General features: G+C 63.5%; 25 protein-coding genes. 20 read left to right on the top strand and 5 right to left on the bottom strand.

The features are described 5' to 3' along the window. Positions 1-111: 111 nt before the first annotated feature. Genes B9N88_RS22300 through B9N88_RS22285 form a run of 4 tightly spaced genes read left to right on the top strand, consistent with a single transcriptional unit; the run spans position 112 to position 2860 of the window. A complete protein-coding gene (locus B9N88_RS22300) occupies positions 112-813 on the top strand; it encodes an ABC transporter permease (protein WP_027606180.1) in 702 nt (233 codons plus the stop codon). Further along, complete coding sequence (locus B9N88_RS22295; protein ID WP_027606179.1) at positions 810-1523, top strand: ABC transporter permease; 714 nt, start codon at positions 810-812, stop codon at positions 1521-1523. The genes B9N88_RS22300 and B9N88_RS22295 overlap by 4 nt, the downstream gene beginning before the upstream one ends. A gap of 3 nt (positions 1524-1526) precedes the next feature. Beyond that, positions 1527-2357: an ABC transporter ATP-binding protein gene (locus B9N88_RS22290; protein WP_027606178.1), complete on the top strand. Its 831-nt coding sequence runs from the start codon at positions 1527-1529 to the stop codon at positions 2355-2357. Positions 2358-2362: 5 nt separating this feature from the next. Beyond that, positions 2363-2860 (top strand): Lrp/AsnC family transcriptional regulator, encoded by a 498-nt coding sequence (locus B9N88_RS22285; RefSeq protein WP_027606177.1) that lies wholly within the window; start codon positions 2363-2365, stop codon positions 2858-2860. Between the two features lie 52 nt (positions 2861-2912). On the opposite strand, the gene B9N88_RS22280 is transcribed toward B9N88_RS22285, so the two are convergent. The 4 genes from B9N88_RS22280 to B9N88_RS22265 form a co-directional block, all read right to left on the bottom strand. Beyond that, a complete protein-coding gene (locus tag B9N88_RS22280; protein WP_027606176.1) occupies positions 2913-3746 on the bottom strand; it encodes a TIGR03915 family putative DNA repair protein in 834 nt (277 codons plus the stop codon). Next, the gene (locus tag B9N88_RS22275; RefSeq protein WP_027606175.1) at positions 3743-4963 is read right to left on the bottom strand and encodes a putative DNA modification/repair radical SAM protein; all 1221 of its coding nucleotides are present in this window, start codon (positions 4961-4963) and stop codon (positions 3743-3745) included. The genes B9N88_RS22280 and B9N88_RS22275 overlap by 4 nt, the downstream gene beginning before the upstream one ends. Positions 4964-5029: 66 nt before the next feature. Beyond that, on the bottom strand, positions 5030-6367 hold the full coding sequence (locus B9N88_RS22270) for a lysine N(6)-hydroxylase/L-ornithine N(5)-oxygenase family protein (RefSeq protein ID WP_027606174.1): 1338 nt from the start codon (positions 6365-6367) through the stop codon (positions 5030-5032). A 119-nt stretch (positions 6368-6486) separates the two neighbouring features. After that, positions 6487-7035: a sigma-70 family RNA polymerase sigma factor gene (locus tag B9N88_RS22265; protein WP_223841646.1), complete on the bottom strand. Its 549-nt coding sequence runs from the start codon at positions 7033-7035 to the stop codon at positions 6487-6489. A gap of 191 nt (positions 7036-7226) precedes the next feature. Here B9N88_RS22265 and B9N88_RS22260 point away from each other — a divergent pair, with 191 nt between their 5' ends. The 16 genes from B9N88_RS22260 (at position 7227) to B9N88_RS22185 (ending at position 24338) form a co-directional block, all read left to right on the top strand. Then, the gene (locus B9N88_RS22260; RefSeq protein WP_027606172.1) at positions 7227-8396 is read left to right on the top strand and encodes an efflux RND transporter periplasmic adaptor subunit; all 1170 of its coding nucleotides are present in this window, start codon (positions 7227-7229) and stop codon (positions 8394-8396) included. A 1-nt stretch (position 8397) separates the two neighbouring features. After that, positions 8398-10368: a MacB family efflux pump subunit gene (locus B9N88_RS22255; RefSeq protein WP_027606171.1), complete on the top strand. Its 1971-nt coding sequence runs from the start codon at positions 8398-8400 to the stop codon at positions 10366-10368. Continuing rightward, positions 10361-11773, top strand: a complete 1413-nt coding sequence (locus B9N88_RS22250; protein ID WP_027606170.1) for an efflux transporter outer membrane subunit — start codon at positions 10361-10363, stop codon at positions 11771-11773. The genes B9N88_RS22255 and B9N88_RS22250 overlap by 8 nt, the downstream gene beginning before the upstream one ends. 107 nt (positions 11774-11880) lie before the next feature. Next, complete coding sequence (locus B9N88_RS22245; RefSeq protein ID WP_027606169.1) at positions 11881-12630, top strand: alpha/beta fold hydrolase; 750 nt, start codon at positions 11881-11883, stop codon at positions 12628-12630. 107 nt (positions 12631-12737) lie between these two features. After that, positions 12738-13508, top strand: coding sequence for a FadR/GntR family transcriptional regulator (locus tag B9N88_RS22240; protein WP_027606168.1), 771 nt, complete (start codon positions 12738-12740; stop codon positions 13506-13508). A 123-nt stretch (positions 13509-13631) separates the two neighbouring features. Further along, positions 13632-14834: an ABC transporter substrate-binding protein gene (locus B9N88_RS22235; protein WP_027606167.1), complete on the top strand. Its 1203-nt coding sequence runs from the start codon at positions 13632-13634 to the stop codon at positions 14832-14834. Between the two features lie 67 nt (positions 14835-14901). Further along, complete coding sequence (locus tag B9N88_RS22230; RefSeq protein WP_027606166.1) at positions 14902-15762, top strand: branched-chain amino acid ABC transporter permease; 861 nt, start codon at positions 14902-14904, stop codon at positions 15760-15762. A gap of 1 nt (position 15763) precedes the next feature. Further along, positions 15764-16774, top strand: a complete 1011-nt coding sequence (locus B9N88_RS22225; RefSeq protein WP_027606165.1) for a branched-chain amino acid ABC transporter permease — start codon at positions 15764-15766, stop codon at positions 16772-16774. Continuing rightward, positions 16771-17520 carry an ABC transporter ATP-binding protein gene (locus B9N88_RS22220; protein ID WP_027606164.1) on the top strand — a complete coding sequence of 250 codons (750 nt, stop codon included), beginning with the start codon at positions 16771-16773 and terminating at the stop codon, positions 17518-17520. Before B9N88_RS22225 ends, B9N88_RS22220 begins: the two co-directional genes overlap by 4 nt. Then, on the top strand, positions 17520-18215 hold the full coding sequence (locus B9N88_RS22215; RefSeq protein ID WP_027606163.1) for an ABC transporter ATP-binding protein: 696 nt from the start codon (positions 17520-17522) through the stop codon (positions 18213-18215). The genes B9N88_RS22220 and B9N88_RS22215 overlap by 1 nt, the downstream gene beginning before the upstream one ends. 13 nt (positions 18216-18228) lie before the next feature. Further along, entirely contained in the window at positions 18229-19497 is a 1269-nt protein-coding gene (locus tag B9N88_RS22210; RefSeq protein ID WP_027606162.1) for a Zn-dependent hydrolase, read from the top strand. Further along, positions 19494-20888 carry an amidase gene (locus B9N88_RS22205; protein WP_027606161.1) on the top strand — a complete coding sequence of 465 codons (1395 nt, stop codon included), beginning with the start codon at positions 19494-19496 and terminating at the stop codon, positions 20886-20888. Before B9N88_RS22210 ends, B9N88_RS22205 begins: the two co-directional genes overlap by 4 nt. 118 nt (positions 20889-21006) lie before the next feature. Continuing rightward, a complete protein-coding gene (locus B9N88_RS22200; RefSeq protein ID WP_051429361.1) occupies positions 21007-21486 on the top strand; it encodes a DUF2846 domain-containing protein in 480 nt (159 codons plus the stop codon). Positions 21487-21613: 127 nt separating this feature from the next. Then, a complete protein-coding gene (locus tag B9N88_RS22195; protein WP_027606159.1) occupies positions 21614-22477 on the top strand; it encodes a LysR family transcriptional regulator in 864 nt (287 codons plus the stop codon). Positions 22478-22566: 89 nt separating this feature from the next. Then, a complete protein-coding gene (locus tag B9N88_RS22190; RefSeq protein WP_027606158.1) occupies positions 22567-23244 on the top strand; it encodes a sterol desaturase family protein in 678 nt (225 codons plus the stop codon). Further along, a complete protein-coding gene (locus tag B9N88_RS22185; RefSeq protein ID WP_027606157.1) occupies positions 23241-24338 on the top strand; it encodes an SMP-30/gluconolactonase/LRE family protein in 1098 nt (365 codons plus the stop codon). Before B9N88_RS22190 ends, B9N88_RS22185 begins: the two co-directional genes overlap by 4 nt. Before the next feature lie 60 nt (positions 24339-24398). Here the strand turns inward: B9N88_RS22185 and B9N88_RS22180 are convergent, their stop codons facing one another. Then, positions 24399-25910: a hypothetical protein gene (locus tag B9N88_RS22180; protein ID WP_027606156.1), complete on the bottom strand. Its 1512-nt coding sequence runs from the start codon at positions 25908-25910 to the stop codon at positions 24399-24401. Positions 25911-25984 lie beyond the last annotated feature (74 nt).

Raw genomic sequence — 25984 nt, 5'->3', positions numbered from 1 at the left:
GCTTGCTCCCGATAGCTGCGGGTCAGTCAATACAGGTGTCGACTGGCACGCCCTCATCGGGAGCAAGCCCCCTCCCACAGGGGTATGTCTGCGCCCTTTAGAGATCTCCCCATGAACGAACTCCTCAACCTGCAAGGCTACGGCCCGATGCTCGCCCAGGGTGCCTGGATGACGGTCAAGCTGGCGCTCCTGGCGCTGGCCCTGAGCCTCGCCCTGGGCCTGATCGCCGCCGGCGCAAAACTGTCCAGCGCCCAATGGCTGCGGGTGCCGGCCACGCTGTACACCACGCTGATCCGCAGCGTGCCGGACCTGGTGCTGATCCTGCTGATTTTCTACAGCCTGCAACTGTGGCTCAACGACCTGAGCGAAGTGTTCGGCTGGGACTACTTTGAAATCGACCCGTTTACCGCCGGGGTCATCACCCTGGGGTTTATCTACGGCGCGTATTTCACCGAGAACTTTCGCGGTGCGATCCTCAGTGTGCCGGTCGGCCAACTCGAAGCCGCCACCGCCTACGGCCTGAGCCGCTGGCAGCGTTTTCACCTGGTGCTGTTCCCGCAGCTGATGCGCTTTGCCCTGCCGGGCCTGGGCAATAACTGGCTGGTGCTGCTCAAGTCCACGGCGCTGGTGTCGATCATTGGCCTGTCGGACCTGGTCAAGGCCGCGCAGAACGCCGGCAAGACCACCAACGAGCCGTTGTACTTCCTGATCCTCGCAGGCCTGGTGTACCTGGTGATCACCACCCTCTCCAACCGCATCTTCAAGCGCCTCGAACGGCGCTATAACCTCGGCATCAAGGGGATGGCGCGATGATCGAACTGTTCCAGCAATACGGCGTGGCCTACCTGTTCAGCGATGGCACCGGGTTGTCCGGCGTTGCCATGACCTTGTGGCTGTTCATTATCTCGGTGGTGCTGGGGTTTTTCCTCTCGATCCCGCTGGCGCTGGCGCGCGTGTCGGCGCACTTCTGGCTGCGCTGGCCGGTGGAGGTCTACACCTATCTGTTTCGCGGCACGCCGCTGTATATCCAATTGCTGATTTGCTACACCGGGCTGTACAGCCTGGAGGTGGTGCAGGACAACGCCCTGCTCAACCAGTTTTTCCGCAATGCCCTCAACTGCACCCTGCTGGCCTTTGTGCTCAACACCTGCGCCTACACCGTGGAAATCTTCGCCGGGGCGATCCGCAACATTCCCCACGGCGAACTCGAAGCGGCCCGCGCCTATGGCCTGCACGGCTGGCGCCTCAACCTGTTTGTGGTGGTGCCTGCCGCACTGCGCCGGGCGCTGCCGGCCTACAGCAATGAAATGATCCTGATGCTGCACGCCACGTCGCTGGCGTTTACCGCCACCGTCGCCGACATCCTCAAGGTGGCGCGCGATGCCAATGCCGAGACGTTCCTGACGTTCCAGGCCTTCGGCATCGCCGCCCTGCTCTACATGCTGCTGTCCTTTGCACTGGTGGGCCTGTTCCGACTGGCCGAACGTCGCTGGATGCGTTTTCTTGTTCCTACCCGAGGCTAACCCATGAATCAGTCCGCGCAGGCCCTGGCCACTTATCCTGTCGATGTACCCGTTACCCAGGCGGCAACTGCTGCCGTCAAGCTGCAGGTCGAGGGCATCCATAAACGCTACGGCGAACACGAAGTGCTCAAGGGTGTGTCCCTCAACGCACGCCACGGCGACGTGATCAGCCTGATCGGCGCCAGCGGCTCGGGCAAAAGCACGATGCTGCGCTGCATCAACTTTCTCGAACAGCCGGACGCCGGCGTCATCACCCTGGACGGCATCAGCATCGAAATGCGCCAGGGCCGCGCCGGCGCCCGCGCGCCGCACCAGGAACAATTGCAGAACCTGCGCACGCGCCTGGCCATGGTGTTCCAGCACTTCAACCTGTGGAGCCACATGACCGTGCTGGAAAACATCACCATGGCCCCGCGCCGGGTGCTGGGGGTAAGTGCCGCCGAAGCGGAAAAACGCGCGCGCATGTACCTCGACAAGGTCGGCCTGCCGGGCCGCGTGGCCGATCAGTACCCGGCGTTCCTGTCCGGCGGCCAGCAACAGCGCGTGGCCATCGCGCGGGCCCTGGCGATGGAGCCGGAAATCATTCTGTTCGATGAACCCACCTCCGCCCTCGACCCCGAACTTGTAGGAGAAGTCCTCAAAGTCATACAGACGTTAGCTGAGGAAGGTCGTACCATGCTGATGGTCACCCACGAAATGGGCTTTGCCCGCCAGGTGTCCAGCCAAGTGCTGTTCCTGCATCAAGGCCGAGTCGAGGAACAAGGCGGCGCCGAGATCCTCGACCACCCCAACAGCGAGCGCTTGCAGCAATTTCTTTCCAACCGTTTGAAGTGAAACCCATGGATACCAAGGTCAACGGACCCCATACCTCCCCTGCGCTGGATCGCATCGATGAGGCGATCATCGAAGTGCTGCGCCACCAGGGGCGTATCACCTATGAAAAGCTCTCGTCACTGGTGCACCTCACCCCCAGGCCCTGCCTGGAGCGGGTGCGCAAGCTGGAGCGACGCGGGGTGATTCGCGGGTACGGCGCGATCATCGATGTGCAGATGGTCTCGCCCGGGCTGTCGCTGCTGGTGCTGGTGGCCTTGTCCAACCAGAGCGGGCGCTCGGCGCAAAAGGCCTTCGAAGCCTGTATGAAGGCGTGCCCCCAGGTGTTCGAATGCCAGTTGATCAGCGGGCCGTTCGACTACAGCCTGCGCATGCGTTGCCGGGACATGGAGCACTACCGGGTGGTATCGGAGATCTGGCTGAACAATGATGAGCTGCACATCGATAAGTTGGTGGCGCATCCGGAGTTAGCGGTGGTGAAAAATACCGCCATCGAACTGGCCTAGATCCTCAAACACTGGAAATCCAATGTGGGAGGGGTTTGCCCCTCCCAGATTTTTAACCGCGCCCGCTTGAAATACGCTTGCCGAGCTTGGTGCCAATCATCTTCGCCTGCCCATCCTTCTGCTTCCCCGTACGCGCCTCGCTGATCAACCCCGGGATCAACCTGCCCTCCGGCAGATTCTTCCAGAACCGACTCGGCAAGTGCCCCTCCATCACCTTGGGGTTCAATCGCGCCGGGTTGAAAATGTGGCTGTAGTACGTCAGCCACATCGCACTGTGGGGATCCTCGACGTTCTGCGCCAGCTGCTGCCAGGCCTCAGGGCATTGGCGTTGATGAATCAGCTGTTCGCCATCGTAATAAACCCCGTCCAACGGCGTGGCTATCATCCAGCGATGGCGCCCCATGCGCCCCACAAAATGCTGGCTGGCCGATTTGAGGATGTCATGGGCCGGTTCATGCCAGGCCACGTACTCCGGCAACTCGGGCCCTGCTTCTGCCGGCAGGGCGATAAAGCGCACAAACGCATGCAGGTGATGGGCCTCACGACTCACCTGCTTGATGCGTCGCTGCAATTCAGTGCCGAGTTTATCCCCCGCCAGCATCGCGGTGCGGTCGCCATGGCTGACGCGCCAGAGCACTTCGTACAACAGGCTCCAACGCTGGTCGCCTTGGTAACAGGCGGCTGACTCCAACAGCTCCAGCAGCGCCTTGGGAACACGCGCCTGGAACGGCCCCAAGCCCGCGGGGATCGGCTCATCGGTGGCAAACAGGTCCGCCGCCTGCACCTCGCCCCAGCTGACCTGGCTGGGGTCGACCTGATGGCTGAGCAGCCAGCGCGCCTGTTCGCGCCAGGTGCTGAAAAGGTTGTCGCATTCCAGGCTGATCATCCCCACAGCCCCATCTGCTGCGGCTGCGGGCGGTCGCGCAGTTGCTCGCGCAGCAGCACGCTGGTGCTGTCCGCCTGCTGCGGATGGTAGTCACTGGTGATGAAGAATGGCTTGGCCTTGGCCAGCACACAGCGCATGCGGGCCAGGTCTTCAAAGCGGATCTTGCGTTCGCGGCGCAGGTCCACCAGGCGCTGGGTGGTGCGCAGGCCGATCCCTGGGATGCGGGCGATCAAGGTCGGCTCGGCGCGATTCAGGTCCAGGGGGAATACCTCGCGGTGCTCCAGGGCCCAGGCCAGCTTGGGGTCGATGTCCAGGGCCAGGTGGCCGGGGCCTTCGAACAATTCGTTGGCACTGAAGCCGTAGCTGCGCAGCAGGAAATCCGCCTGGTACAAGCGATGCTCGCGCATCAACGGCGGCGCGGCCAGGGGCACGCTTTTCGGGCTGTTGGGGATGGGGCTGAAGGCCGAGTAATACACGCGGCGCAGCTTGAAGTTGCCATACAGCGCCTCGGCACTGTGGAGGATGGTGCTGTCGTCGGTCTCGTCGGCGCCGACGATCATCTGGGTACTCTGCCCGGCCGGGGCGAAACGCGGTGCACGGGGTTCGTTCAGGACCGTCTGCTCGCCGGTGTAGATGGTCTGCATGGCCTGCTTGATCGAGACGATCTGCTTTTCCGGCGCCAGGGTTTGCAGGCTGGCATCGGTGGGCAGTTCGATATTCACGCTGAGGCGATCGGCGTAGCGCCCGGCCTCGGCAATCAGCGCCGGGTCGGCCTCGGGGATGGTCTTGAGGTGGATGTAACCGCGAAAGTCATGCTCTTCGCGCAGCAGTTTGGCCACCCGCACCAATTGCTCCATGGTGTAGTCGGCCGAACGAATGATGCCGGAGCTGAGGAACAGCCCGCTGACGCAGTTGCGCTTGTAGAAATCCAGGGTCAGGGTGACCACCTCCTCCGGGCTGAAGCGTGCACGGGGCACGTCACTGGAGCGGCGGTTGACGCAGTATTGGCAGTCGTAGAGGCAGAAGTTGGTGAGCAACACCTTGAGCAAGGATACGCAGCGACCGTCCGGCGTGTAGCTGTGGCAGATGCCCATGCCATCGGTGGAGCCCAGCCCTGCCTTGCCTTCCGAACTGCGCTTGGGCGCGCCGCTGCTGGCGCAGGAGGCGTCGTACTTGGCGGCGTCGGCGAGGATGCTGAGTTTTTCGATCAACTGCATGGAGGCTTACCGATACTGGTTTTTTGTACAGTATCAGCCAGCCCCCCGTGTCACAAGTGCAGCCTGTCAGCTGGCGGTGGCGAGGAGCAGATCCTGCACCGAACGCCCCTTGCCACGGCTACGGTCATTTTCAAACAGCGACGCCGCAATCTCATCCGCGCGAATCGGCAGTACCGACAGCAACGTATCGCTCAAGCCATGGCTGGCCTGGCTGAAGCCCTGGATGTAGACGCCGGCCTTGCAGCGCTCGTCGGTGACGATGCGGTAGTCGCGCGCCACTTCAAAATCACCCAGGTACTCCTCCAGCGGCGCCAGCAATGCGCGGTGGGTCTCGCGCTCGTAGCCGGTGGCGAGGATCACCGCGTCGTAATGGTTGACGCTGGTTTCGCCGCTGGCGTTGTTGCGCAGGGCCAGTTCGATGCCCAGGGGGCCGGGGGTGGCCTTCTCGACCACGGTCATGGTGCGGAAGGCCTGGCGGGCGATACCGGAGACTTTCTGGCGGTAGAAAATCCCGTAGATGCGCTCGATCAGGTCGAGGTCGACCACCGAATAGTTGGTGTTCTGGTACTCGGCGACCAGGCGCTCGCGCTCGGCACCGACTTGCTGGAACACCAGGTCGGTGAAGGCCGGCGAGAACACTTCGTTGACGAACGGGCTGTCATCGGCAGGCTTGAGTGCCGAACCGCGCAGGATCATGTCGACCTGTACCGATGGGAAGCTGTCGTTCAGGTCGATAAAGGCTTCGGCCGCGCTCTGGCCACCACCGATGATTGCGATGCGCATCGCCTTGCCGTCCACGCAAGGCTGGGTGGCCATGCGCTCCAGGTACTGGGAATGGTGGAACACCCGGCTGTCGCCCTTGAGGGCCTTGAAAGTTTCGGGAATGCGCGGCGTGCCGCCGGCGCTGACCACCACCGAACGGGTGGTGCGCACATGCTGCTCGCCCAGGGCGTCGCGGGAGATCACGCGCAATGCCTCGACCTGTTGCTGGTGCAGGATCGGCTCGATGGCCAGTACTTCCTCGCCGTAGCGGGCCTGGGCCTGGAACTGCCCCGCGACCCAGCGCAGGTAGTCGTTGAACTCCATGCGGCACGGGTAGAAGGTGCCCAGGTTGATGAAGTCCACCAGGCGGCCGTGGGCTTTCAGGTAATTGACGAAGGAGTACGGGCTGGTGGGGTTGCGCAGGGTCACCAGGTCCTTGAGGAACGAAATCTGCAATTCGCTCTGGGTCACCAGGGTATTGCCGTGCCAGCGGTAATCGGCCTGTTTGTCGAGAAACAGTACGTCCAGTTTGCCCTGGGCCTTTTCGCGCTCCTGCAGGGCGATGGCCAGCGCCAGGTTCGAAGGGCCGAAACCGATACCGATCAGGTCGTGAACCGCGGGCGAAGCAATTGCCTGTGTCATTCCAGTGTCCTCTGGATAAGCCCCTTGGCGGTGGGGCGGGAATACCTTCGAGACCTGCACAACAGGTCATGTGTTGATAGGAAACGAGGACAGTGAAAAAAAATTTAACCGAACAGTGATCAGTGCGCGTCCCACTCGCGCATCCGCACCCGGCAGTGCTTCATGGCGTTGACGATGTGTTTTTCCACCAGAGCGCGGGAAATACCCAGGCGCTCGGCGATTTGCAGGTGGCTCAGACCCTCGAGTTTGCGCAGCAGGAAGCTGTCGCGACAGGCCGCCGGCAGCTCGGCCAGGGCGCGTTCGAGCAAGGCCAGGCGTTGGCCGTAGTCGTGGGTGGCATGGGGCGAACAGGCGGCAAAGCGCTCCTCGCTGTCGAGCACCTCCAGGGGTTCGACCTGGCGCAGGGCATTGCGCCGGTGGCCGTCGATCACCAGGTTCAGCGCGGTGCGATACAAAAAGGCACGCGGCTGTTCGATGGGCGTCTCGCTGGAACGTTCCAGCACCCGGACATAAGCGTCATGCACCACATCCTCGGCCACCTGACGGTTGCCCAGCTTGGCGTTGAGGAAACACACCAGCTCGCGATAGTAGTTTTCCAACATGACTCCCGGCCGCCGGGTGGCGGCATCAGATCCTTGAGTGCGAAAAAAGACGGCGTATTCAGTAATGGCAGTTTGGGTAGGTGCAATTTATAGTAATTCTCATCTACTTTTAAACAAGACTTGCACCTACAGGCCGTTTTTTTTCTCCACAAGACCTGTAACCACTTATGTAACAGCCTAAATCCTCGGGCAATTCTCTCGTTTAACTGTCAGCTCTGCGCAACTGCGCTCCGAACTTTCCCGGCTGGAACCTAAGCATGAAACGCCCTCGACCTGCCCGACGCGCCTTGCTCGCTATCGCGTGCCTGATTCCCATCATCGCCGTGGCCGCCTGGCAGGTGTTGCCGCCGGGGCGTGACAACCTGACCACCGTCACCGTCACCCGCGGCACTATTGAAAACAGCGTCACGGCCCTGGGCACCCTGCAACCGCGCCGGTATGTCGACGTGGGCGCCCAGGCGTCCGGGCAGATTCGCAAGATCCACGTTGAAGCCGGCGACCGGGTGCAGGAAGGCCAATTGCTGGTGGAGATCGACCCCTCGACGCAAAAAGCCAAGCTCGACGCCAGCCGCTACGCCATCGAAAACCTCAAGGCCCAGTTGCAGGAGCAAAAGGCCCAGCACGCCCTCGCCCGCCAGAAGTACCAGCGCCAGCAGCGCCTGGCCGCCGGCAACGCCACCCGCGAGGAAGACGTGCAAACCGCCAAGGCCGAACTGAGCGCCACCCAGGCCCGGATGGACATGTTCCAGGCGCAGATTCTCCAGGCCCAGGCCAGCCTGCGCAGCGATGAAGCGGAACTGGGCTATACGCGCATCTACGCACCGATGACCGGCACCGTGGTCGCGGTGGACGCGCGGGTCGGCCAGACCCTCAATGCCCAGCAGCAGACGCCGCTGATCCTGCGGATCGCCAAGTTGTCGCCGATGACCGTGTGGGCGGAAGTCTCGGAAGCCGACATCGGCCACGTCAAACCGGGCATGACCGCCTACTTCACCACCCTCAGCGGCGGCAGCCGGCGCTGGACCAGTACCGTGCGGCAGATCCTGCCGATCCCGCCCAAGCCGCTGAATGAAACCCAGGGCAGCGGTAGCCCCAACAGTTCCAGCAAGAGCGGCAGCGGGCGCGTGGTGCTGTACACCGTGCTGCTGGACGTGGACAACAGCGACAACGCGTTGATGGCCGAAATGACCGCCCAGGTATTTTTCGTCGCCAGCCAGGTCAAGGATGTCCTCACCGCACCGGTGGCCGCACTGCTGGGCACCTCCAGTGCCGACAAGCAGATCGCCCGCGTGGTCGCCACCAACGGCCGCATCGAAGAACGTGAAGTCCGCCTGGGTATCAGCGATCGCCTGCGGGTCGAAGTGCTCGACGGCCTGCACGAAGGCGATCACCTGCTGATCGGCCCGGCCGACGGCAACGGGGGTTGAGGTGACCACGCCCCTGATCGAACTCAAGAACATCCGCAAATCCTACGGCGGTGGCGACAGCCCGCAGGTCGACGTGTTGCGCGGCATCGACCTGTCGATCCATGCCGGGGAATTCGTCGCCATCGTCGGGGCTTCCGGTTCCGGCAAGTCCACGTTGATGAATATCCTCGGTTGCCTCGACCGCCCAAGCCTGGGCGAGTACCTGTTCGCGGGGGAAAACGTCGCCCACCTGGACAGCGACGAATTGGCCTGGCTGCGCCGCGAGGCCTTTGGCTTCGTGTTCCAGGGCTACCATTTGATCCCCTCGGGCTCGGCCCAGGAGAACGTCGAGATGCCGGCGATCTACGCCGGCATCAGCGCCGCCGAACGCCATGCCCGCGCCCACGCCCTGCTCACGCGCCTCGGCCTGGCCGAGCGCACCGGCAACCGTCCGCACCAGCTGTCCGGCGGCCAGCAACAGCGTGTCTCGATCGCTCGGGCGCTGATGAACGGCGGGCACATCATCCTTGCCGATGAACCCACCGGTGCCCTCGACAGCCACAGCGGTGCCGAGGTGATGAGCCTGCTGGACGAACTGGCCAGCCAGGGCCATGTGGTGATCCTGATCACCCACGACCGCGAAGTGGCGGCGCGGGCCAACCGCATCATCGAGATTCGCGATGGCCTGATCATCAGTGACTCGGCCGATGACAACGCCGCGCCCCCACCCGCCACCCGCGGCGCGCTGCAAGCCGTGGACCTGCGCCAGCGCCTGGCCGACGGCGCCGAACACAATGGCGCGTGGAAAGCCGAATTGCTGGACGCGGTCCAGGCCGCCTGGCGGGTGATGTGGATCAACCGTTTTCGCACCGCGCTGACCCTGCTGGGGATCATCATCGGCGTGGCCTCGGTGGTGGTGATGCTGGCCGTGGGCGAAGGCAGCAAACGCCAGGTCATGGCGCAGATGGGCGCGTTCGGCTCCAACATCCTCTACCTCAGCGGCTCATCGCCCAACCCGCGCACGCCGCTGGGTATCGTTACCCTCAACGACGTCGCGGCGCTGGCGGCGCTGCCCCAGATCAAGCGCATCATGCCGGTCAACGGCACCGAAGCCGGCGTGCGCTATGGCAACGTCGACTACATGGCCTATGTGGGCGGCAATGACACCAATTTCCCGGACATTTTCAATTGGCCGGTGGTCGAGGGCAGTTACTTCACGCCGGCCGACGAGCGTGCGGCTGCCACCGTGGCCGTGATCGGTCATCGCGTGCGGGAAAAGCTGTTCAAGGGAGAGGTCGACCCCATCGGGCAATACATCCTGATCGAAAACGTACCATTCCAGGTGATCGGCGTGCTGGCGGAGAAAGGCGCCAGCTCCGGCAACAAAGACAGTGATGACCGTATCGCCATCCCCTACTCCGCCGCCAGCGTGCGCCTGTTCGGCAGCTACAACCCCGAATACGTGGTGATTGCCGCCGCCGATGCGCGCAAGGTCCACGAGGCCGAAGTGGCCATCGATCAGTTGATGCAAAAGCTGCACAACGGCAAGCGCGACTACGAGTTGACCAACAACGCGGCGATGATCCAGGCCGAGGCGCGCACCCAGAACACCCTGTCGTTGATGCTCGGTTCGATTGCCGCGATTTCCCTGCTGGTGGGCGGCATTGGCGTGATGAACATCATGCTGATGACCGTGCGCGAACGCACCCGCGAGATCGGCATTCGCATGGCCACCGGCGCGCGCCAGCGCGACATCCTGCGCCAGTTCCTGACCGAGGCGGTGATGCTGTCGGTGGTCGGCGGCCTGTGCGGCATTGCCCTGGCCCTGCTGGTGGGTGGCGTGCTGGTGCTGGCCAAGGTGGCGGTGCAGTTTTCCCTGGTGGCGGTGCTTGGCGCATTCGGTTGCGCACTGGTCACCGGCGTCGTATTCGGCTTCATGCCGGCCCGTAAAGCTGCCCGGCTCGATCCGGTTAAGGCGTTGACCAGTGAGTAAACGATCCATTCCCCCATACCTGCCCGCACTTGGCCTGTGTCTGCTGCTCACGGCCTGCGCCGGTGACCCGCACGCCGTGGACAGCGCTATTGCGCCGCCGGCTGCCTGGCAGTTTGCCGAACGCGACGCCGCCCGGGCCACCAACCAGCGCTGGTGGACGCAGTTCGGCAGCCCGCAGTTGAACCGCCTGGTCGACCAGGCCCGGCGTGACAGCTTCGACGTGGCCGCCGCCATGGCCCGCGTGCGCCAGGCCCAGGCCACGGCGGTGATTGCCGGGGCGCCACTGTTGCCCGAGGTGAAGTTCAACCTTGCCGCCAGCCACCAGAAGTTGTTGCACGGCGCGGGCGGGCCGGACCTTGACGCCTCACAAAGCGATGACGCCGTCGATAATTTCGGCGCCAACTTCACCGCCAGCTACGAAGTGGATTTCTGGGGTGGCCGCGCCGCTGCCCGTGACAGTGCCCTGCACAGCCTGCGCGCCAGCGAGTTCGACCAGGCGACCGTGGAGCTGACCTTGCTCAGCAACGTCGCCGACCGCTACGCGCAAACCCTCGCGGCGCGCGAGCGCCAGCAGATCGCCGAGTTGAACCTGGCCAATGCGCGTAACGTCCTCGAGCTGGTGCAGACCCGTTACGACGCAGGCTCCGCCACGGCCCTGGAACTGGCCCAGCAGAAAAGCCTGGTGGCCAGCCAGCAACGCCAGCTGCCGTTGATTCAACAACTGGCCGAAGAATCCCAGATCACCCTTGCCGCCCTCCTCGGCCAACCGGTCCAGGCCCTGGAGCTGGGCACCGAACCCTTCCAGGACCTGACCTGGCCAGCCATCGGCGCCGGCCTGCCCAGCCAGTTGCTCAGCCGCCGGCCGGACATTGCCAAGGCCGAGGCCGAACTGGCGGCGGCCCAGGCGGACGTCACCGTGGCCCGCGCCGCCATGCTGCCGGCCCTGACCCTCGGCGCCACACTCGGCTCCGATGCCTACAAGGCCGTGGACGTCCTGCGCAGCCCCTACTACACGCTGACGGCCGGCCTGGTCGGGCCGATCTTCAACAACGGTCGTTTAAGCGCCGAGCGCGACAAGGCCCGCGCGCGCCAGGATGAGCTGTTGCAAACCTACCGCGGCGCGATCATCAACGGTTTTGCCGATGTGGAAAAAGCCCTCAGCAGCATCACGCGCCTGGACCAGCAGCGCCACTGGCAAACGGAAGAACTGCAACAGGCCCAAACCGCCTTCCGGATCGCCGAAAGCCGCTACCAGGCGGGTGCCGAGGACTTGCTGACGGTACTGGAAACCCAGCGCACCCTGTATGCCGCCCAGGACTTGAACGTGCAATTGCGACTGTCACGCCTGCAGGCCAGCATTGCGCTGTACAAGGCATTGGGCGGCGGTTGGAAAACCAGCATCTGATAAACGAAACTCCAGTTTCGTACATAAGTCGTCTACCGCCCCTACATTCTTCGACTCAGGTTCCTTGGTAAAAAATGCCGCTATCACACGGCTGCCAGGGAACACTGATGAATGTTGCAAAATACCTCGCGTGCGGCTGTCTCTGGTTGATGGCAAACCTTGGCCAGGCAGAGCCACTGATCAAACCCACCGCCATTGATTGGCTGCTCGATTGCCCCCTCCCCACCACCGAACGGCTTGACCCCGAGGTGCTGTCGCGCACCCAGTGCGGCATCGTCACCGTCCCGCGCAACCATGCCGCCCCCTGGCAAGGCCACCAGCGCCTCTACCTGACCCGTGTCGGCGCCCGCGATCCCCTGAACCGCAAAGGCGTGGTCTTCACCCAGGCCGGCGACACCGCGCAAAAAAACTACGGAAGCACCTTCGCCATTCACCTCGCCAGCCGCTGGGACACGTATTCCACACAAGCCTATCGCACGCTGCTCAACCGCTACGACATGATCGAACTCAGCCCCCGCGACCTCACTCAGGAGCATGGCGTCGAACAGGCCGTACGGGATATGGAGTACGTACGCGCCCAGTTGGGCGACGCCCAACTGCATTACCTGGGGGACACCCTCGCCACGCGCCTGGGCAGCCGCTATGCCGCAGTGTTTCCCGAGCGCGTCGCACGCATGGTGCTGGTCAACGCCGAACACACCATGGCGGGTAGGCTTGGGGTCGAACAACTGCGCCTCAAGGAGCCCGCCAAACCGGACGCCGGCGGCTGTATCAACCGATGGGTGGGTGACTTCCTCGCCTATGGCAAACAGCCGCCACCGTCGACTCGCTGCCTTGACGTGGCAGGCAGGCAGTAGCGCGTCGTTTACGACCTGTTGCCGCCGAAAACGACACCCTGCGTTGACGCTCCGTCGCAATCGTTATTAAGTGCTATTTATCCGCATTAATACGATAAATCGAACCCATGCTGACTCGCCCGCTACGCCGCAAACGCCAGAAGCTGTCCGACGTGATTGTCGAGTCGGTCAAGCGCTCCATCGTCACCGATGCCTTGAAGCCCGGCGACCGCCTGCCCACCGAGCGTGAGCTGATGGAGAGCTTCCAGTGCTCCAAGGGCTCGGCCCGTGAAGCGCTCAAGGCCCTGGAGGTCGAGGGGCTGGTGAGTACGCGCACCGGCCCCAGCGGCGGTGCCTACCTGAACCAGGCCGGCACGGAGCCCGCCAGCCGCGCGCTGCGTAACTACCTGCACTTCCAGCACCTGGACGGCGAGCAGGTGTACCAGTTGCGCAAGGTCATCGAAGTGGAACTGGCGGTGTCGGTGCTCGGGCGCCTGAGTGAGGACGACTACCGGGCATTGCAGGACAACGTGGATTTCTGCAGCGCCCCCGAAGACAGCGAAGCCGGCCAGCGCGAGCAACGCCTGGCGGAACTGGAGTTCCACAACCTGCTGGCCAAGGCCTGCCCCAACCCGTTGCTGAGCTTTATGGCGCAATTTCTCAACGACCTGCTGCGCGACCTGGTGGTACTGAAAAAAGCCTACAAGCCCAAGCGCAAGCAGTTCGACGCGGCCAACCTCGACTATCACAAGCAACTGCTGAACGCCTTTCGCGCCGGGGATGAAGGCGCGGTACGCAGCCTGATGCATGAACATATGTGCGACGCCGAACACCATATGACCGCGCTGGAAGGCCAGGTCAGCCCGCACTTTCTACTGGAGTTCGACCACAACCACTGAAAACACCCCGCCCACAGTTGACTGCATTCACTGCGTTACCCCAATAACAGGCCTGCCCACAGGCCCTGCTCCACCGTATCGCCCTTGCTACTCCTGCCAATAACTAAACCAGGGAGTCACCCCATGCAGCGTCGTACGTTATTGAAAGCCAGTCTTACCGCGGCCGCCGCCCTCAGTCTTCCGCTGAGCGTACGGTCCGCATTCGCCGCCGAGCCCTTTACCTTTTACGGCCTCAAGTCCATGTCCGGCGCCTTTGCCAGCTATGGCAAGTTTGCCGACATGGGTTCGCGCCTGGCGGTGGCACAACACACCGAGCTGCTGGGCCGCCCCTTGAACTACAAGGTCATCGACACCGAGGGCAACGCCGGCAAGGCCGTGCGCAAGGTGCAGGAGGCGATCCAGCAGGACGGCGCGCGGTTCTTCCAGGGCTGTACGCTGTCGTCGTCGGCACTCGCGGTGGCCAAGGAAGTCGACAAGGTTGGCGGTGTATTCATGACCCCGGTGGGTGCCGATGAAGTCACCGGCAAAGACTGCAACCACGCCACGTTTCGCTGGTCGGTGCCCACCTACGGCGCGATCCGCGAAACCATGGTGCCGCTGATCAAGCTGCTGCCGGATGCCAAGCGCTGGTACACCATCACGCCGCAATATGTGTTCGGCGAAGCGCTGCTCGAAGGCGCCAGAAACGTGCTCAAGGAACATGGCCTGGAGCATGTCGGCAACAGCTACCACTCGCTGCAGGAGCAGGAATTCTCCGGCTACCTGACCAATGCCATTTCCACCAAGCCGGATGTGCTGGTGTTGCTCAACTTTGGCAGCCAGTCGTCCAACACCCTGCGCCAGGCGGTGAACTTCGGCATCAAGGAACGCATGAAAGTGCTGCTGGTGTGGTCCGCCGGCCTCGACCAGTTCCAGGAACTGGGCAGCGATATCCTCGACGGCGTGTACCTCGGCGCGCAGTACTGGCATCAGGTCGACACCCCGCTCAACCGCGAGCTGGTCAAGCTGACCCAGGCCAAGTACGGCATCAACCCCACCTACCCGCTGGCCGCCGACTACATCAGCACCAAAGTCATGCTCGACACCATCATCGCCACCGGCAGCTTCGACGGGCCGACCGTGGCCAAGGCCATGCAGGGCCTGAGTTTCGAAGGCCCCACCGGCAAGGAGTCGATCCGCGCCGGCGACCACCAGGTGATCAAGGACTACTACCTGCTGGTCGGCAAGGCCGCCGGCGAGATGGCCGACAAGGATGACCTGGCCAAGGTGCTCAGCGCCGGCCAGTCATTCCCGCCGGTGGAAGCCACGGGCTGCACGCTCGCCTGATCCGCTAAAACACCACCGTTGTACACGGCAGGGCCGCCCCGGCGGCCACCTGTTCGAGGGTTTCTGCATGCTTAATCTTTACCTGTTCCAGATACTCAACGGCCTTGGATTGGGAATGATCTACTTCCTGATCGCGGTCGGGCTGACGATCATTTTCGGCCTGCTCAACTTCGTCAACTTCGCCCACGGCGCGTTCTTCCTGCTGGGCGCCTACATCTGCTACACCGCCGTGAGCCTCACCGGCAACTTCTGGCTGGCGCTGCTGATTGCGCCGCTGGTGGTGGCCGTATTGGCCTGGGTGATCGAGCGGCTGTTGATCCAGCGGATCTATCACTTGCCGCACATGTTCCAGATCCTGGTCACCCTGGGCATCGCGCTGATCATCCAGGAAGCCAGCGTGATGATCTGGGGCCCGGTGGGCAAAAGCGTCGCCGTGCCGGAACTGCTGCGCGGCGTGCTGGTGGTGGGTGATTTCGTCTACCCCTACTACCGCCTGTTCCTCATCGTGTTTTCCGGGCTGGTGGGCCTGGGCCTGTGGCTGCTGCTGGAGCGCACGCGCTTCGGCGCCCTGGTGCGCGCCGGCAGTGAAAGCACCGAGACCGTGTCGCTGCTCGGCACGAATATCTTCCGCCTGTTCTCCATGACCTTCGCCCTCGGCGTGGCCCTGGCCGGCATGGCCGGGGTGCTGTTCGCGCCGTTGCGCGGTGCGCAGCCGTTCGTTGGCCCGGAGATTCTCGGCATCGCCTTCGTGGTGGTGGTGATCGGCGGCATGGGCTCGTTCAGCGGTGCGTTGGTCGGCGGTTTGCTGGTCGGCGTGGTGCAAAGCCTGATGACCACACTCTGGCCCCAAGGCGCGAGCCTGATGATCTACGGCGCCATGGCCGTGGTGATTCTGGTGCGGCCTTACGGCCTGTTTGGGAGAGCCTGACATGAGCGAGAAAAATCCCCTGCCGTTTGCCAAAACCCAATCGCGCGCCATGTTGCTGTGGGTCGTGGCGGTGCTGATCGGCCTGCCCGTGCTATTGCCCTCGGCGACCCTGGCCAGCGAGATCCTGATCTTTGCCATGGCGGCCCTGGCCTGCAACCTGTTGCTTGGCTACACCGGTCTGCTGTCATTCGGCCAAGGCATCTTCTTTGGTGCCGGTGCCTACTGCGCGGCGCTGCTGATGATCCACCTGCAACTGGGCCTGTTCACCGCGCTGCTGGGCGCCGCCATCGCCGGTGGTTTCCTGGCCTTGCTGGTGGGTGCCCTGGCAATCCGGCGCACCGGCATCTACTTCGTGATGCTTACGTTGGCCTTCAGCCAGATGGCGTACTTTGTCGCCTACACCCTCAGCGACTGGACCGGTGGCGACAACGGCCTGCTCAGCGTGCCACGCCCGGAAATCCGCATCGGCGATACCGTGCTGCTGTCCCTGGCCGACGCCCGTGCGTTCTATGGCTTTGTCGCGGTGCTGTTCCTGTTGATCTTTATCGGCGCACGCCGGGTGATCGCCTCGCCGTTCGGCAGCACGCTGATGGCGATCCGCGAAAACGAAACCCGCGCCTCGGCCATCGGCTACGACACGCGGCATTTCAAGATCCTGGTGTTCGTGCTGTCCGGCGCAGTCACCGGGATTGCCGGGGCGCTGTACGCCATGCTGCTGCACTTTGTGCCGCTGTCGAATATCGACCTGGCGATGTCCGAGAACATCCTGATCATGACCATTATCGGCGGCACCGGCTCGCTGTTCGGTTCGTTGCTGGGCGCCGGGTCCATCGTGCTGCTGGGGGATTTTCTCTCCGACCTGTGGCCCCGTTGGCTGATGCTGCTGGGGGTGATCCTGATCCTGGTGGTGATCTTCATGCGCGGCGGTTTGTGGGGCGGCCTGGCCGCGTTGTTCGAGCGCGTGCGCGGCCGTCGCAAGGCTGCCGTCGTCGCCAAGGAGGAAGGGCTATGAGCATCCTGTTGGAAACCCAGGACCTGGAACTGGCCTATGGCGCGTTCCGTGCAGTGAATGGCGTGAACCTCAAGGTCGAAGCCGGCACCATCCACACCATCATCGGCCCCAACGGCGCGGGCAAGACCAGCCTGTTCCACTGCCTGACCGGTGAACGCCAGGCCACGGCCGGAGCGATTCATTTCGACGGCAGGAACCTGATGCGCAAGCCGGCCCACGGCCGCGTCGGCCTGGGCATGGCGCGCTCGTTCCAGCTCACCAGCCTGTTCCAGAACCTCAGCGTGCGCGAAAACCTGCGACTCGCCGCCCAGGGCCGCGACGGTGCACGTGCATTGAACTTCTGGCGCCGCGTGGACAGCAAGCGCGAACACCTGGAGATGGCCGACCAGGTGCTCGAACGCCTGCAACTCAGCGCCCGCGCCGAGACCCTGGCCGGCGAGTTGTCCCACGGCCAGCAACGGGTGCTGGAGGTGGGCATGTCGATCTGCTCCAAGCCCAAACTGTTGATGCTCGACGAGCCCACCTCGGGCATGGGCATCGATGACATCCCGATCATGACCCAGTTGATCAGCGACCTCGGCCGCGACCACACGGTGCTGTTGATCGAACACAACATGAGCATCGTCATGTCCATCAGCCAGCGCATCACGGTGATGAGCCACGGGCAGATCCTGGTGGAAGGCACGCCGGAGTTCGTGCGTGCCGATGAACGCGTGCGCAGTGCTTATCTTGGGGAGGCTGCCTGATGCTGATCGTCGAGAATATCCATTCCTACTATGACAAGAGCCACGTGCTCGAAGGCGTGTCGCTGAGGGTCAACCCCGGCGAACTGGTGACCCTGCTCGGGCGCAATGGCGCGGGCAAGACCACCACCCTGCGCAGCATCCTCGGCATCATCTGCCCGCGCCAGGGCCAGATCCACTTCAACGGCCAGGCGCTGGTGGGGCAGAAAATCTTTGAAATCGCGCGCCAGGGCCTGGCGCTGGTGCCGGAAAATCGCGGGATCTTCCGCCTGCTGACCGTCGAGGAAAACCTGCGCATCGCCGTGCGCAAGACCAGCCGCTGGCAGCTCGAAGACGTGTACGGCATGTTCCCGCGCCTCAAGGAGCGGCGCAGGAACGCCGGCCATGCACTCTCCGGCGGCGAGCAACAGATGCTCGCCATCGCCCGCGCCCTGCTCAACGACCCCAAGTTGCTGATCCTCGACGAACCCACCGAAGGCCTCGCCCCGGTGATCGTCGACGAACTGGTGAAGATCCTGCGCAAAGTCAAGGACGACGGCCTGCCGGTGCTGCTGGTGGAACAGAACCTGATGGTCTGCGACAAGCTCGCCGACCGCCATTACGTCCTCGAACAGGGCCGCGTGGTCTACGAGGGCAGCGCCGCCGCCTTCCGCGCCGACCCGACCATCAAGAACCGCTACCTGGCGCTGAGCGCCTGACGGGAGAATGCAGATGAACAGTTTTGCGCAACCACTCCAGGGCAACGCCCCGCTGATCAACCGCGACCGCCTGTGGCAATCGCTGATGGACCTGGCGCAACTGGGCGCCACGGTCAAGGGCGGCGTGTGCCGCCTGGCCCTCACCGACCTGGACCGCCAGGCCCGTGACCTGTTTGTACAGTGGTGCGAAGCCGCCGGGTGCAGCGTCAGTGTCGACGCCATCGGTAATATCTTCGCCCGCCGCCCTGGGCGTAATCCGGCCCTGCCGCCGGTGATGACCGGCAGCCATATCGACACCCAACCCACCGGCGGCAAGTTCGACGGCTGCTACGGGGTGATGGCCGGGCTGGAAGTGATCCGCACCCTCAATGACTTGAAGATCGAGACCCAGGCGCCGATCGAAGTGGTGGTATGGACCAATGAAGAAGGCTCGCGCTTTCCTCCGTGCATGATGGGCTCCGGGGTATTTGCCGGTAAGTTCGACCTGCAGGACACCCTCGACAAGCAGGACGAGCAAGGCCTGTCGGTGGGCGCCGAGTTGCAGCGCATCGGCTATGCCGGTTCGCGCGCGGTGTTAGGCCACCCGGTCGGCGCGTATTTCGAAGCGCATATCGAGCAAGGCCCGGTGCTGGAAGACCAGGCCACCACCATCGGCGTGGTCATGGGCTGCCTGGGCCAGAAGTGGTTCGACCTGACCCTCACCGGCGTCGAAGCCCACGCCGGCCCGACGCCGATGCACCTGCGCAAGGACGCCCTGGTGGGCGCCGCCGAGGTGGTCAGCGCGGTCAACCGTATCGCCCACCAGCAACAACCTCACGCCTGCGGCACGGTCGGCTGCCTGAGCCTGCATCCGGGGTCGCGCAATGTGATTCCCGGCCAGGTGCACATGACCCTCGACCTGCGCCACCTGCATGCCGACAAGCTGCAGGCCATGGTCGATGAAATACGTGGCGTGATCGAAGCCACAGCAGCCCGGCACGGGTTGACCTTCGAACTGACGCCCACCGCCGACTTCCCGCCCCTGGACTTCCACCCGGCCTGCGTCAACGCCGTGCGCGATGCGGCGGGTGCCTTGGGCCTGAGCCATATGGACATCGTCAGCGGCGCCGGGCATGACGCGATTTTCGTCGCCGAGCTGGGCCCGGCCGGGATGATCTTTGTGCCGTGCGAAGGCGGCATCAGCCATAACGAAATCGAAAACGCCGCGCCGGATGACCTTGCGGCCGGGTGCGCCGTGTTGCTGCGCGCCATGGTCAACGCGGCACAGGGGGAACAGCCATGAGTGACCTAGGTGAACTGACGGCGGTACAACTGCTGGCGCATTTTCGCGACAAGACCCTGTCGCCGGTGGACGTCACCGAGGACGCATTGCTGCGCATCGAACGCCACAACCCGGTGGTCAACGCCTACTGCCATGTGGACCCCGAGGGCGCGCTGCGCGCCGCGCGGGCGTCGGAGCAACGCTGGTTGAAGGGTGAACCCTGCGGTGCCCTGGATGGCGTGCCCGCCTCGATCAAGGACCTCACACTGACGCTCGGCATGCCCACCCGCAAGGGCTCGCGCACCTCGTCGGCCGAGGGTCCGTGGGACGTCGACGCGCCCTTCCCGGCCTTTATGCGCAAGGCCGGCGCGGTGCTGCTGGGTAAGACCACCACCCCGGAATTCGGCTGGAAAGGCGTCACCGATAACCCGCTGTACGGCATCACGCGCAACCCGTGGGACACCCGCACCACGGCGGGCGGCTCGTCTGGCGGCGCGGGCGCGGCAGCTGCATTGAACCTGGGCGTGCTGCACCAGGGCAGCGATGCCGGCGGCTCGATCCGCATCCCCTGCGCGTTTACCGGCACCTTCGGCATCAAGCCGACGTTCGGCTATGTACCGCAATGGCCGGCCAGTTCAATGACCATCCTGTCGCACCTGGGGCCGATGACCCGTACCGTGGAAGACAGCGTGCTGATGCTGCAGGCCGTGGCACAGCAGGATACGCGGGATGGCCTGATCGGCGCGCCGAGGACCACGCCATGGCTCACGCCGCACACGGATTTGAACGGCCTGCGCGTGGCCTACAGCCCCACGTTTGGCTACGTGGATGTCGACCCGCAGGTGGCCAGGGTGGTCGCCCGGGCGGTCGAGGGCCTGGTGCAGTTGGGTGCCCATGTCGAGCAGATCGACCCTGGCTTCAGCGACCCGCTGGAGGTGTTCAGCACCTTGTGGGCGGCGGGCGCGGCACGCCTGACCGGGTCCATGAGCGACGCACAGAAACAACTGCTGGACCCTGGGCTGCTGCGCATTGCCCAGCGTGGCGAGCAACTGAGCCTGGATGACTTCAACGCAGCCCTCGAAGCCCGCGCCGCGCTGGTGGCCCGTATGGCGGCGTTCCACGAGCATTACGACGTGCTGGTCTCGCCGATGATGCCGATCACCGCGTTCGAGGCCGGGCACAACGTACCGCCCGGTTCCGGGATGCAGGAATGGACCGAGTGGACACCGTTCACCTACCCCTTCAACCTCACCCAGCAGCCGGCGGCGTCGGTGCCGTGCGGCTTGGCGGCGAATGGCTTGCCGGTGGGGTTGCATGTGGTGGCGGCGCGGTTTGCCGATGAGCAGGTATTGAGGGTATGCCAGGTGTATGCGCGAGCATTTCCAACCCGACACTTGCAGGCCCCGGTCTGACAAATAGCCACTGTGCCTGCGGAATGCGTTGACGCCTGACTCAGTGCTATTCTCGCGCCCTCAACGTTTTCAGGAGTTTTACGCAATGCCAAGAATACTCACATGGACAGGTCTTTTCTTGGCGCTTGCCTGCTTGCAAGGCTGCGCGCATACCGACCCACTGCTGGGTCAGCCTTACTTCACAACGCCAGCCCAGACAGCCAGCGACAAGGCCACCGTTTACTTCGTGCGCGAGTATCGCCTCATGAGCCCGCAATTCATCACCGAAGTCCACGTCGATGGCCAGAGCCTTGGGGGGCTGCCTACCGGCGGCTACTTCAAGGTGGACTTGCCAGCCGGCGTGCACCGCGTCAGCTCCAACAAAACCTCAATCCTCACGGACGAAGCCACGCGCCAGTTTGACTTGTCCGTCAAGGCTGGCCAGAGCTACTTCGTGGTGGATCAGGATTTGTGGGCAGAACCCAAGGACGGTTTGACCTTGGGCGACATGAACAACAATATCTATCGAGGCTCCATGCACTATTTCCGGTGGGCGCTACTGCCTGCCGATACTGCCGTGAAGTTCATGCCCAAGTACCGCTTGGCCAAATCCAAATAAATCTATCCCTTTTGAACACCCTGGTCGTCCCAGAGGCCGTCTTCGGGGGCAAGCCCCCTCCCACATTTTCTGACCGCATTCCAATCCCCTGCCTCTACAATGTCCCCCATTCATCCCCGGGGGCTTCATGGACATCGAACTGGCACGCACTTTCCTGGAAATCACCCGCTGCGGCAGCCTGGCCGCCGCCGCCGAGAAACTGCACGTCACCCAGACCGCCATCACCGCCCGCGTTAAAAACCTGGAAAGCCAACTGGGCAGTACGCTGTTCGTGCGCAACCGCGCCGGTGCACGCCTGACCGCCGACGGCGAGGCGTTTGTGGTGTACGCCAACCAGTTGCTGCAAACCTGGGAAGCCGCGCGGCGCGACCTGCCGTTGCCCGATGGCTATCGCAATGTGCTGCATATCGGCGGTGAAGTCAGCCTGTGCAACCCGCTGATGCTCGGTTGGGCCCGGGCCCTGCGCGAACAGATCCCCGGGCATGCCCTGCGCACCGAAGTGCGTGAAGGTGAATACCTGCTGCGGCAGCTGGAGCTCGGCGTACTCGATGCGGCGCTGGTGTTCCAGCCGCAGTACTGGCCGGGGTTGCAGGTGGAGCAGGTGCTGGAAGAAAAACTGATCCTGGTGCAATTGACGAGCAAACCGGCCCCGTACGTCTACATCGATTGGGGCCCGGGTTTCCGCCAGCAGCACGACGCGGCCCTGCCCGACAGGGCTCGCGCGGCGGTGAGTTTCAACCTCGGGCCGCTGGCATTGCAGTACATCCTCGAGAACGGCGGCGCCGGCTATTTCCGCACGCGGGTGGTACAGAGCTACCTGGACAGCGGCGTGATGCAGCGCGTGCCCAAGGCCCCGGAGTTCAGCTTCCCGACGTTCCTGGTGTACTCGCGGGCACGGGATTCGGCGGTGTTGCAACAGGCCCTGGGGCTGCTGCGTGAAGTGGTCAAGGCCGAGAGTGACTGGTCGCAGCGCTGGGACCCGTTGATCTGAATCCCTTCACCGGCGCAGCGCGCAAAACTCGCAGATTCCCGTGTACCAACTAAGCTCAGTCTCCAACAAAAAAACCTGAGCAGCCCGCCATGGTCCACCCCACCGAGACGTTTCGCAGCCGCTACCGCGCCGAGGTCAGCCCCCATTACAACCCCTGGCTGCACGCCGGCTTTGTGCTCGGCTATGGCGTGTGCTGCATCGGCCTGGCCGGGGCCTCCACCCACCGAGTGACGCCGTTCGAGTGGCTGACCGTGCCGCTGACCCTGGTGTTCTTCAACCTCTGTATCTACCTGGTGCATCGCCACCTCGGCCATCACAAACACGCCTTGGCCCGCCTGTTCTATGCGCGCCACACCGGTGATCACCACAGCTTCTTTACCCCCGGCCACATGACCTACGACAGCCCGCGAGACTGGCGCGTCATTCTCTTTCCGGCGTGGCTGATCGTGCTGCACAGCCTGGTCATCACCCTCCCCGCCTGGTGGTTGCTCCAGCACCTGAACGCCAATGTCGCCGGGCTGTTCGCCGGGAGCATGATCCTCGGTTACCTGCTCTACGAAGTGTTCCACGCCTGCGAGCACTTGCCCGCCGACCACCCGCTGGCGCGCCTGCCGTGGATTCGCCAGATGCATCGACTGCACGCCCTGCATCACCGCCGCGAGCTGATGCAGGGGCGCAATTTCAATATCGTCCTCCCGCTGATGGATTACCTGTTCGGCACCCTGTACTGGGAACCGAACCCCAACGACAACCAGGAATCGTCATGAGTACCCGTCGAAAGAAAATGCGTCATCTGCTGTTTGTGCTGCTGCTGGCGGTGATCGCTTTCCTGCTGTTGATGCCGACCAAAGTGCAACCGGTGAACTGGGCTCCGCCCAAGGCGCCATCGATGAAGGAAGGTGCCTATGCCGACAACCAGCGCCTCAAGGCTGTGCAGAAAATCGGCGCCCAGGGCATCGCCGGCCCCGAGGCCTTGCTGCTCGATGCCCAGGGGCTTCTGATCAGCGGGCTGCATGACGGCCGCATCATCCGCACGTCGCCCGACAGCCCCACCCTGGAAGTACTGGCCAACACCGGTGGGCGGCCGCTGGGCATGGCACTGCACCCGGACGGGCGCTTGATCATTGCCGACGGGATCAGGGGCTTGCTCGCGCTGGATCCCCAGCGCCAACTGACCGTCCTGAGCGCCAGCGCCAATGGCGTCCCCTTTGGCTTTACCAATGACGTAACCATCGATGCCGGCGGGCGCTATGCCTACTTCAGCGATGCTTCGAGCCGCTGGGGTTATGGCCAGGATGGCGAGGCGGTGATCGAGCATGGCGGCGATGGTCGCCTGCTGCGCTATGACTTTCGCAACGGCACCACCGAGGTGTTGCTGGACCAACTGCAATTCGCCAACGGCGTGGCCCTCGGCCCCGATGAAAATTACCTGCTGGTCAATGAAACCGGGGCGTATCGCATCAGCCGCTACTGGCTCAAGGGCGAACGTGCGGGCAACCACGACTTGTTTATCGACAACCTGCCCGGCCTGCCGGACAACCTCAGTTTCAACGGCCAGGACCGTTTCTGGGTGGCGCTGTACTCACCACGCAACCCGCTGCTGGACAGCTTTGCCGGCTACCCCTTGCTGCGCAAGGTGATGGTGCGTGCGCTGATGGTGGTGCCCAAGCCCATTGAGCGCAAAGCCTTCGTGCTGGGGCTGGATACCGATGGCAAGGTCATCGCCAATTTGCAGGATGGCAGCGCCGGCAATTACTCGCCCATCACCACGGCCCGGGAATATGGCGACTGGCTGTACCTGGGCTCATTGAAGAATACGAGCATGGCGCGCTTGCCGTTGAAGCTGGCGTTGGCGCAATAACGCAAACAGGGCATACAGGCGCCTGGCCTGTATGCCCTGGGTACTACGGGTCACTCATGTTCAGCTCTTGGTGCTGCTCAGCAAGGTCTGTTTGCACAGGTGGCCGAAGCTGACGAACTCGGTGTTGTCACCACCGACGCCGATACCCGGGTATTCCAGTACTTCCATGCGCCACACGCCGTAGTTGAAGTCGGTACGCCAGGTGTTGTTGTAGCCCTGGGCGTAATCGACAAAGGTGGTCTGGAAATCACCGAAGCAGGTGCCCACGTTGATCGTGCCCGCCGCTTGGCCCGCACTGTCGGTCGCCGCCGAATACGCCTTGTAGACGATATCGCCGTTGGCCGGGTCGATCCGCTGGTCGAGATAGACGATCGGGTGCAGGCCCACCAACGGTGCACCGGTGCTGTCCGACAGGCCCATGGTCCAGGTCAGGTCGCGATAGGCTTGGGTGGTCATGTAGCCGTAGCCCACGTCGGAAGCCGAATACGGAATGCGCAACACGTTCGCCTCGCCCTTCACATCCGGGCTGTTGACCCGCGGGTTGGAACCGAACGACAAGTTGTACTTGCCGGTCGCGCTCCACGGCTCGTTCGGGTGCTGGTTCGGCCGCACACGTACCTTGACCACGCCACCGACACCCGGGCTCGGGATCGAGGTCGACACGACGTTGGCCCCCACGGTGACCCACTGGGCGCCATCGAAACGCTCGAGGATCCACTTGTTGCGCGTGCTGCCACTGGTCGCATCGGCCGTCAGCGCAATACCCACACTCTGGCCACGGACGGCGGTGAAATCGAAGTAATCGACATCATCCAGGCTGTCGGCGTTGCCGTTGATGTAGTTGAGGGTGTCCGGCAGTTGGAAGGCCGTGTCCGGGGTGTCATTGGGTTCGAACGCATCAAGGTTGGTATCGACCGCCACGCCGAACTGAAAGCTCGAGCCCTGGACCGCCGCGTTGGCCTCCATGAACCAGTAGTAATCGCCGGCCGGCACCACGCCGCCAAGGCTTTCATCGCCCGTGCCGGGGTTATTGGAGGTGCCCAGGGGCAGCGGATTGCCCTGGCCGTCGTCCTGGAACAGCGACAACGACATGTCGGTGCCTGCGGTCTGGTTGACCAGCAGAACATTGATCCGCGCCTTCTGCGGCAGGTTGAAGTGGTAGCACAGCAGGTCGCCGGTTTGCACGCCATCGATCGTGTAGAGCGAGTTGATGTCCAGCGTCTGCTCACAGCCCTGGACCAGCGCAGCCTGTACGGCAGGCGCCGACTGCGCCGTGGTTTTCTGCAGCTTGGTCACCCTGGCCGGCGCAGTGTTGTCTTCCACCACCGAGTCAGCCTTCGCCTTGGGGGCAAACAGGGTTTTCTTCTGCTGGGCACCCGCCAGCAATTGCTGCTTGAGGGCAGCCGTCGCCTTGTTGGCCTTGACCTTCGCAGCGCTTTTCAAGCCTTGCTTGACCGCAGGAGGCGCCGCTTGCGCAGCCAGGTGAGGGTATTGTTCAGCGAGGGCAAAGGCCGAGACAAAGCAGGTGGCCGCCATGGCCGCACCGAGCATAAAGGCTTTTTTCGATTTCATTTTTTATCCATCCATAGTTAAAAACTGAAGGTCAGGTGACATCCGGTCACCTGGGATGGAATCTAGCCAACAAC

Origin of the sequence: Pseudomonas sp. LAMO17WK12:I1 (assembly GCF_900177315.1) — a bacterium.
Classification (GTDB): Bacteria; Pseudomonadota; Gammaproteobacteria; order Pseudomonadales; family Pseudomonadaceae; genus Aquipseudomonas; species Aquipseudomonas marginalis.
The sequence above is the reverse complement of the archived record's forward strand: the minus strand, read 5'-3'. Positions and strand labels throughout refer to the sequence as shown.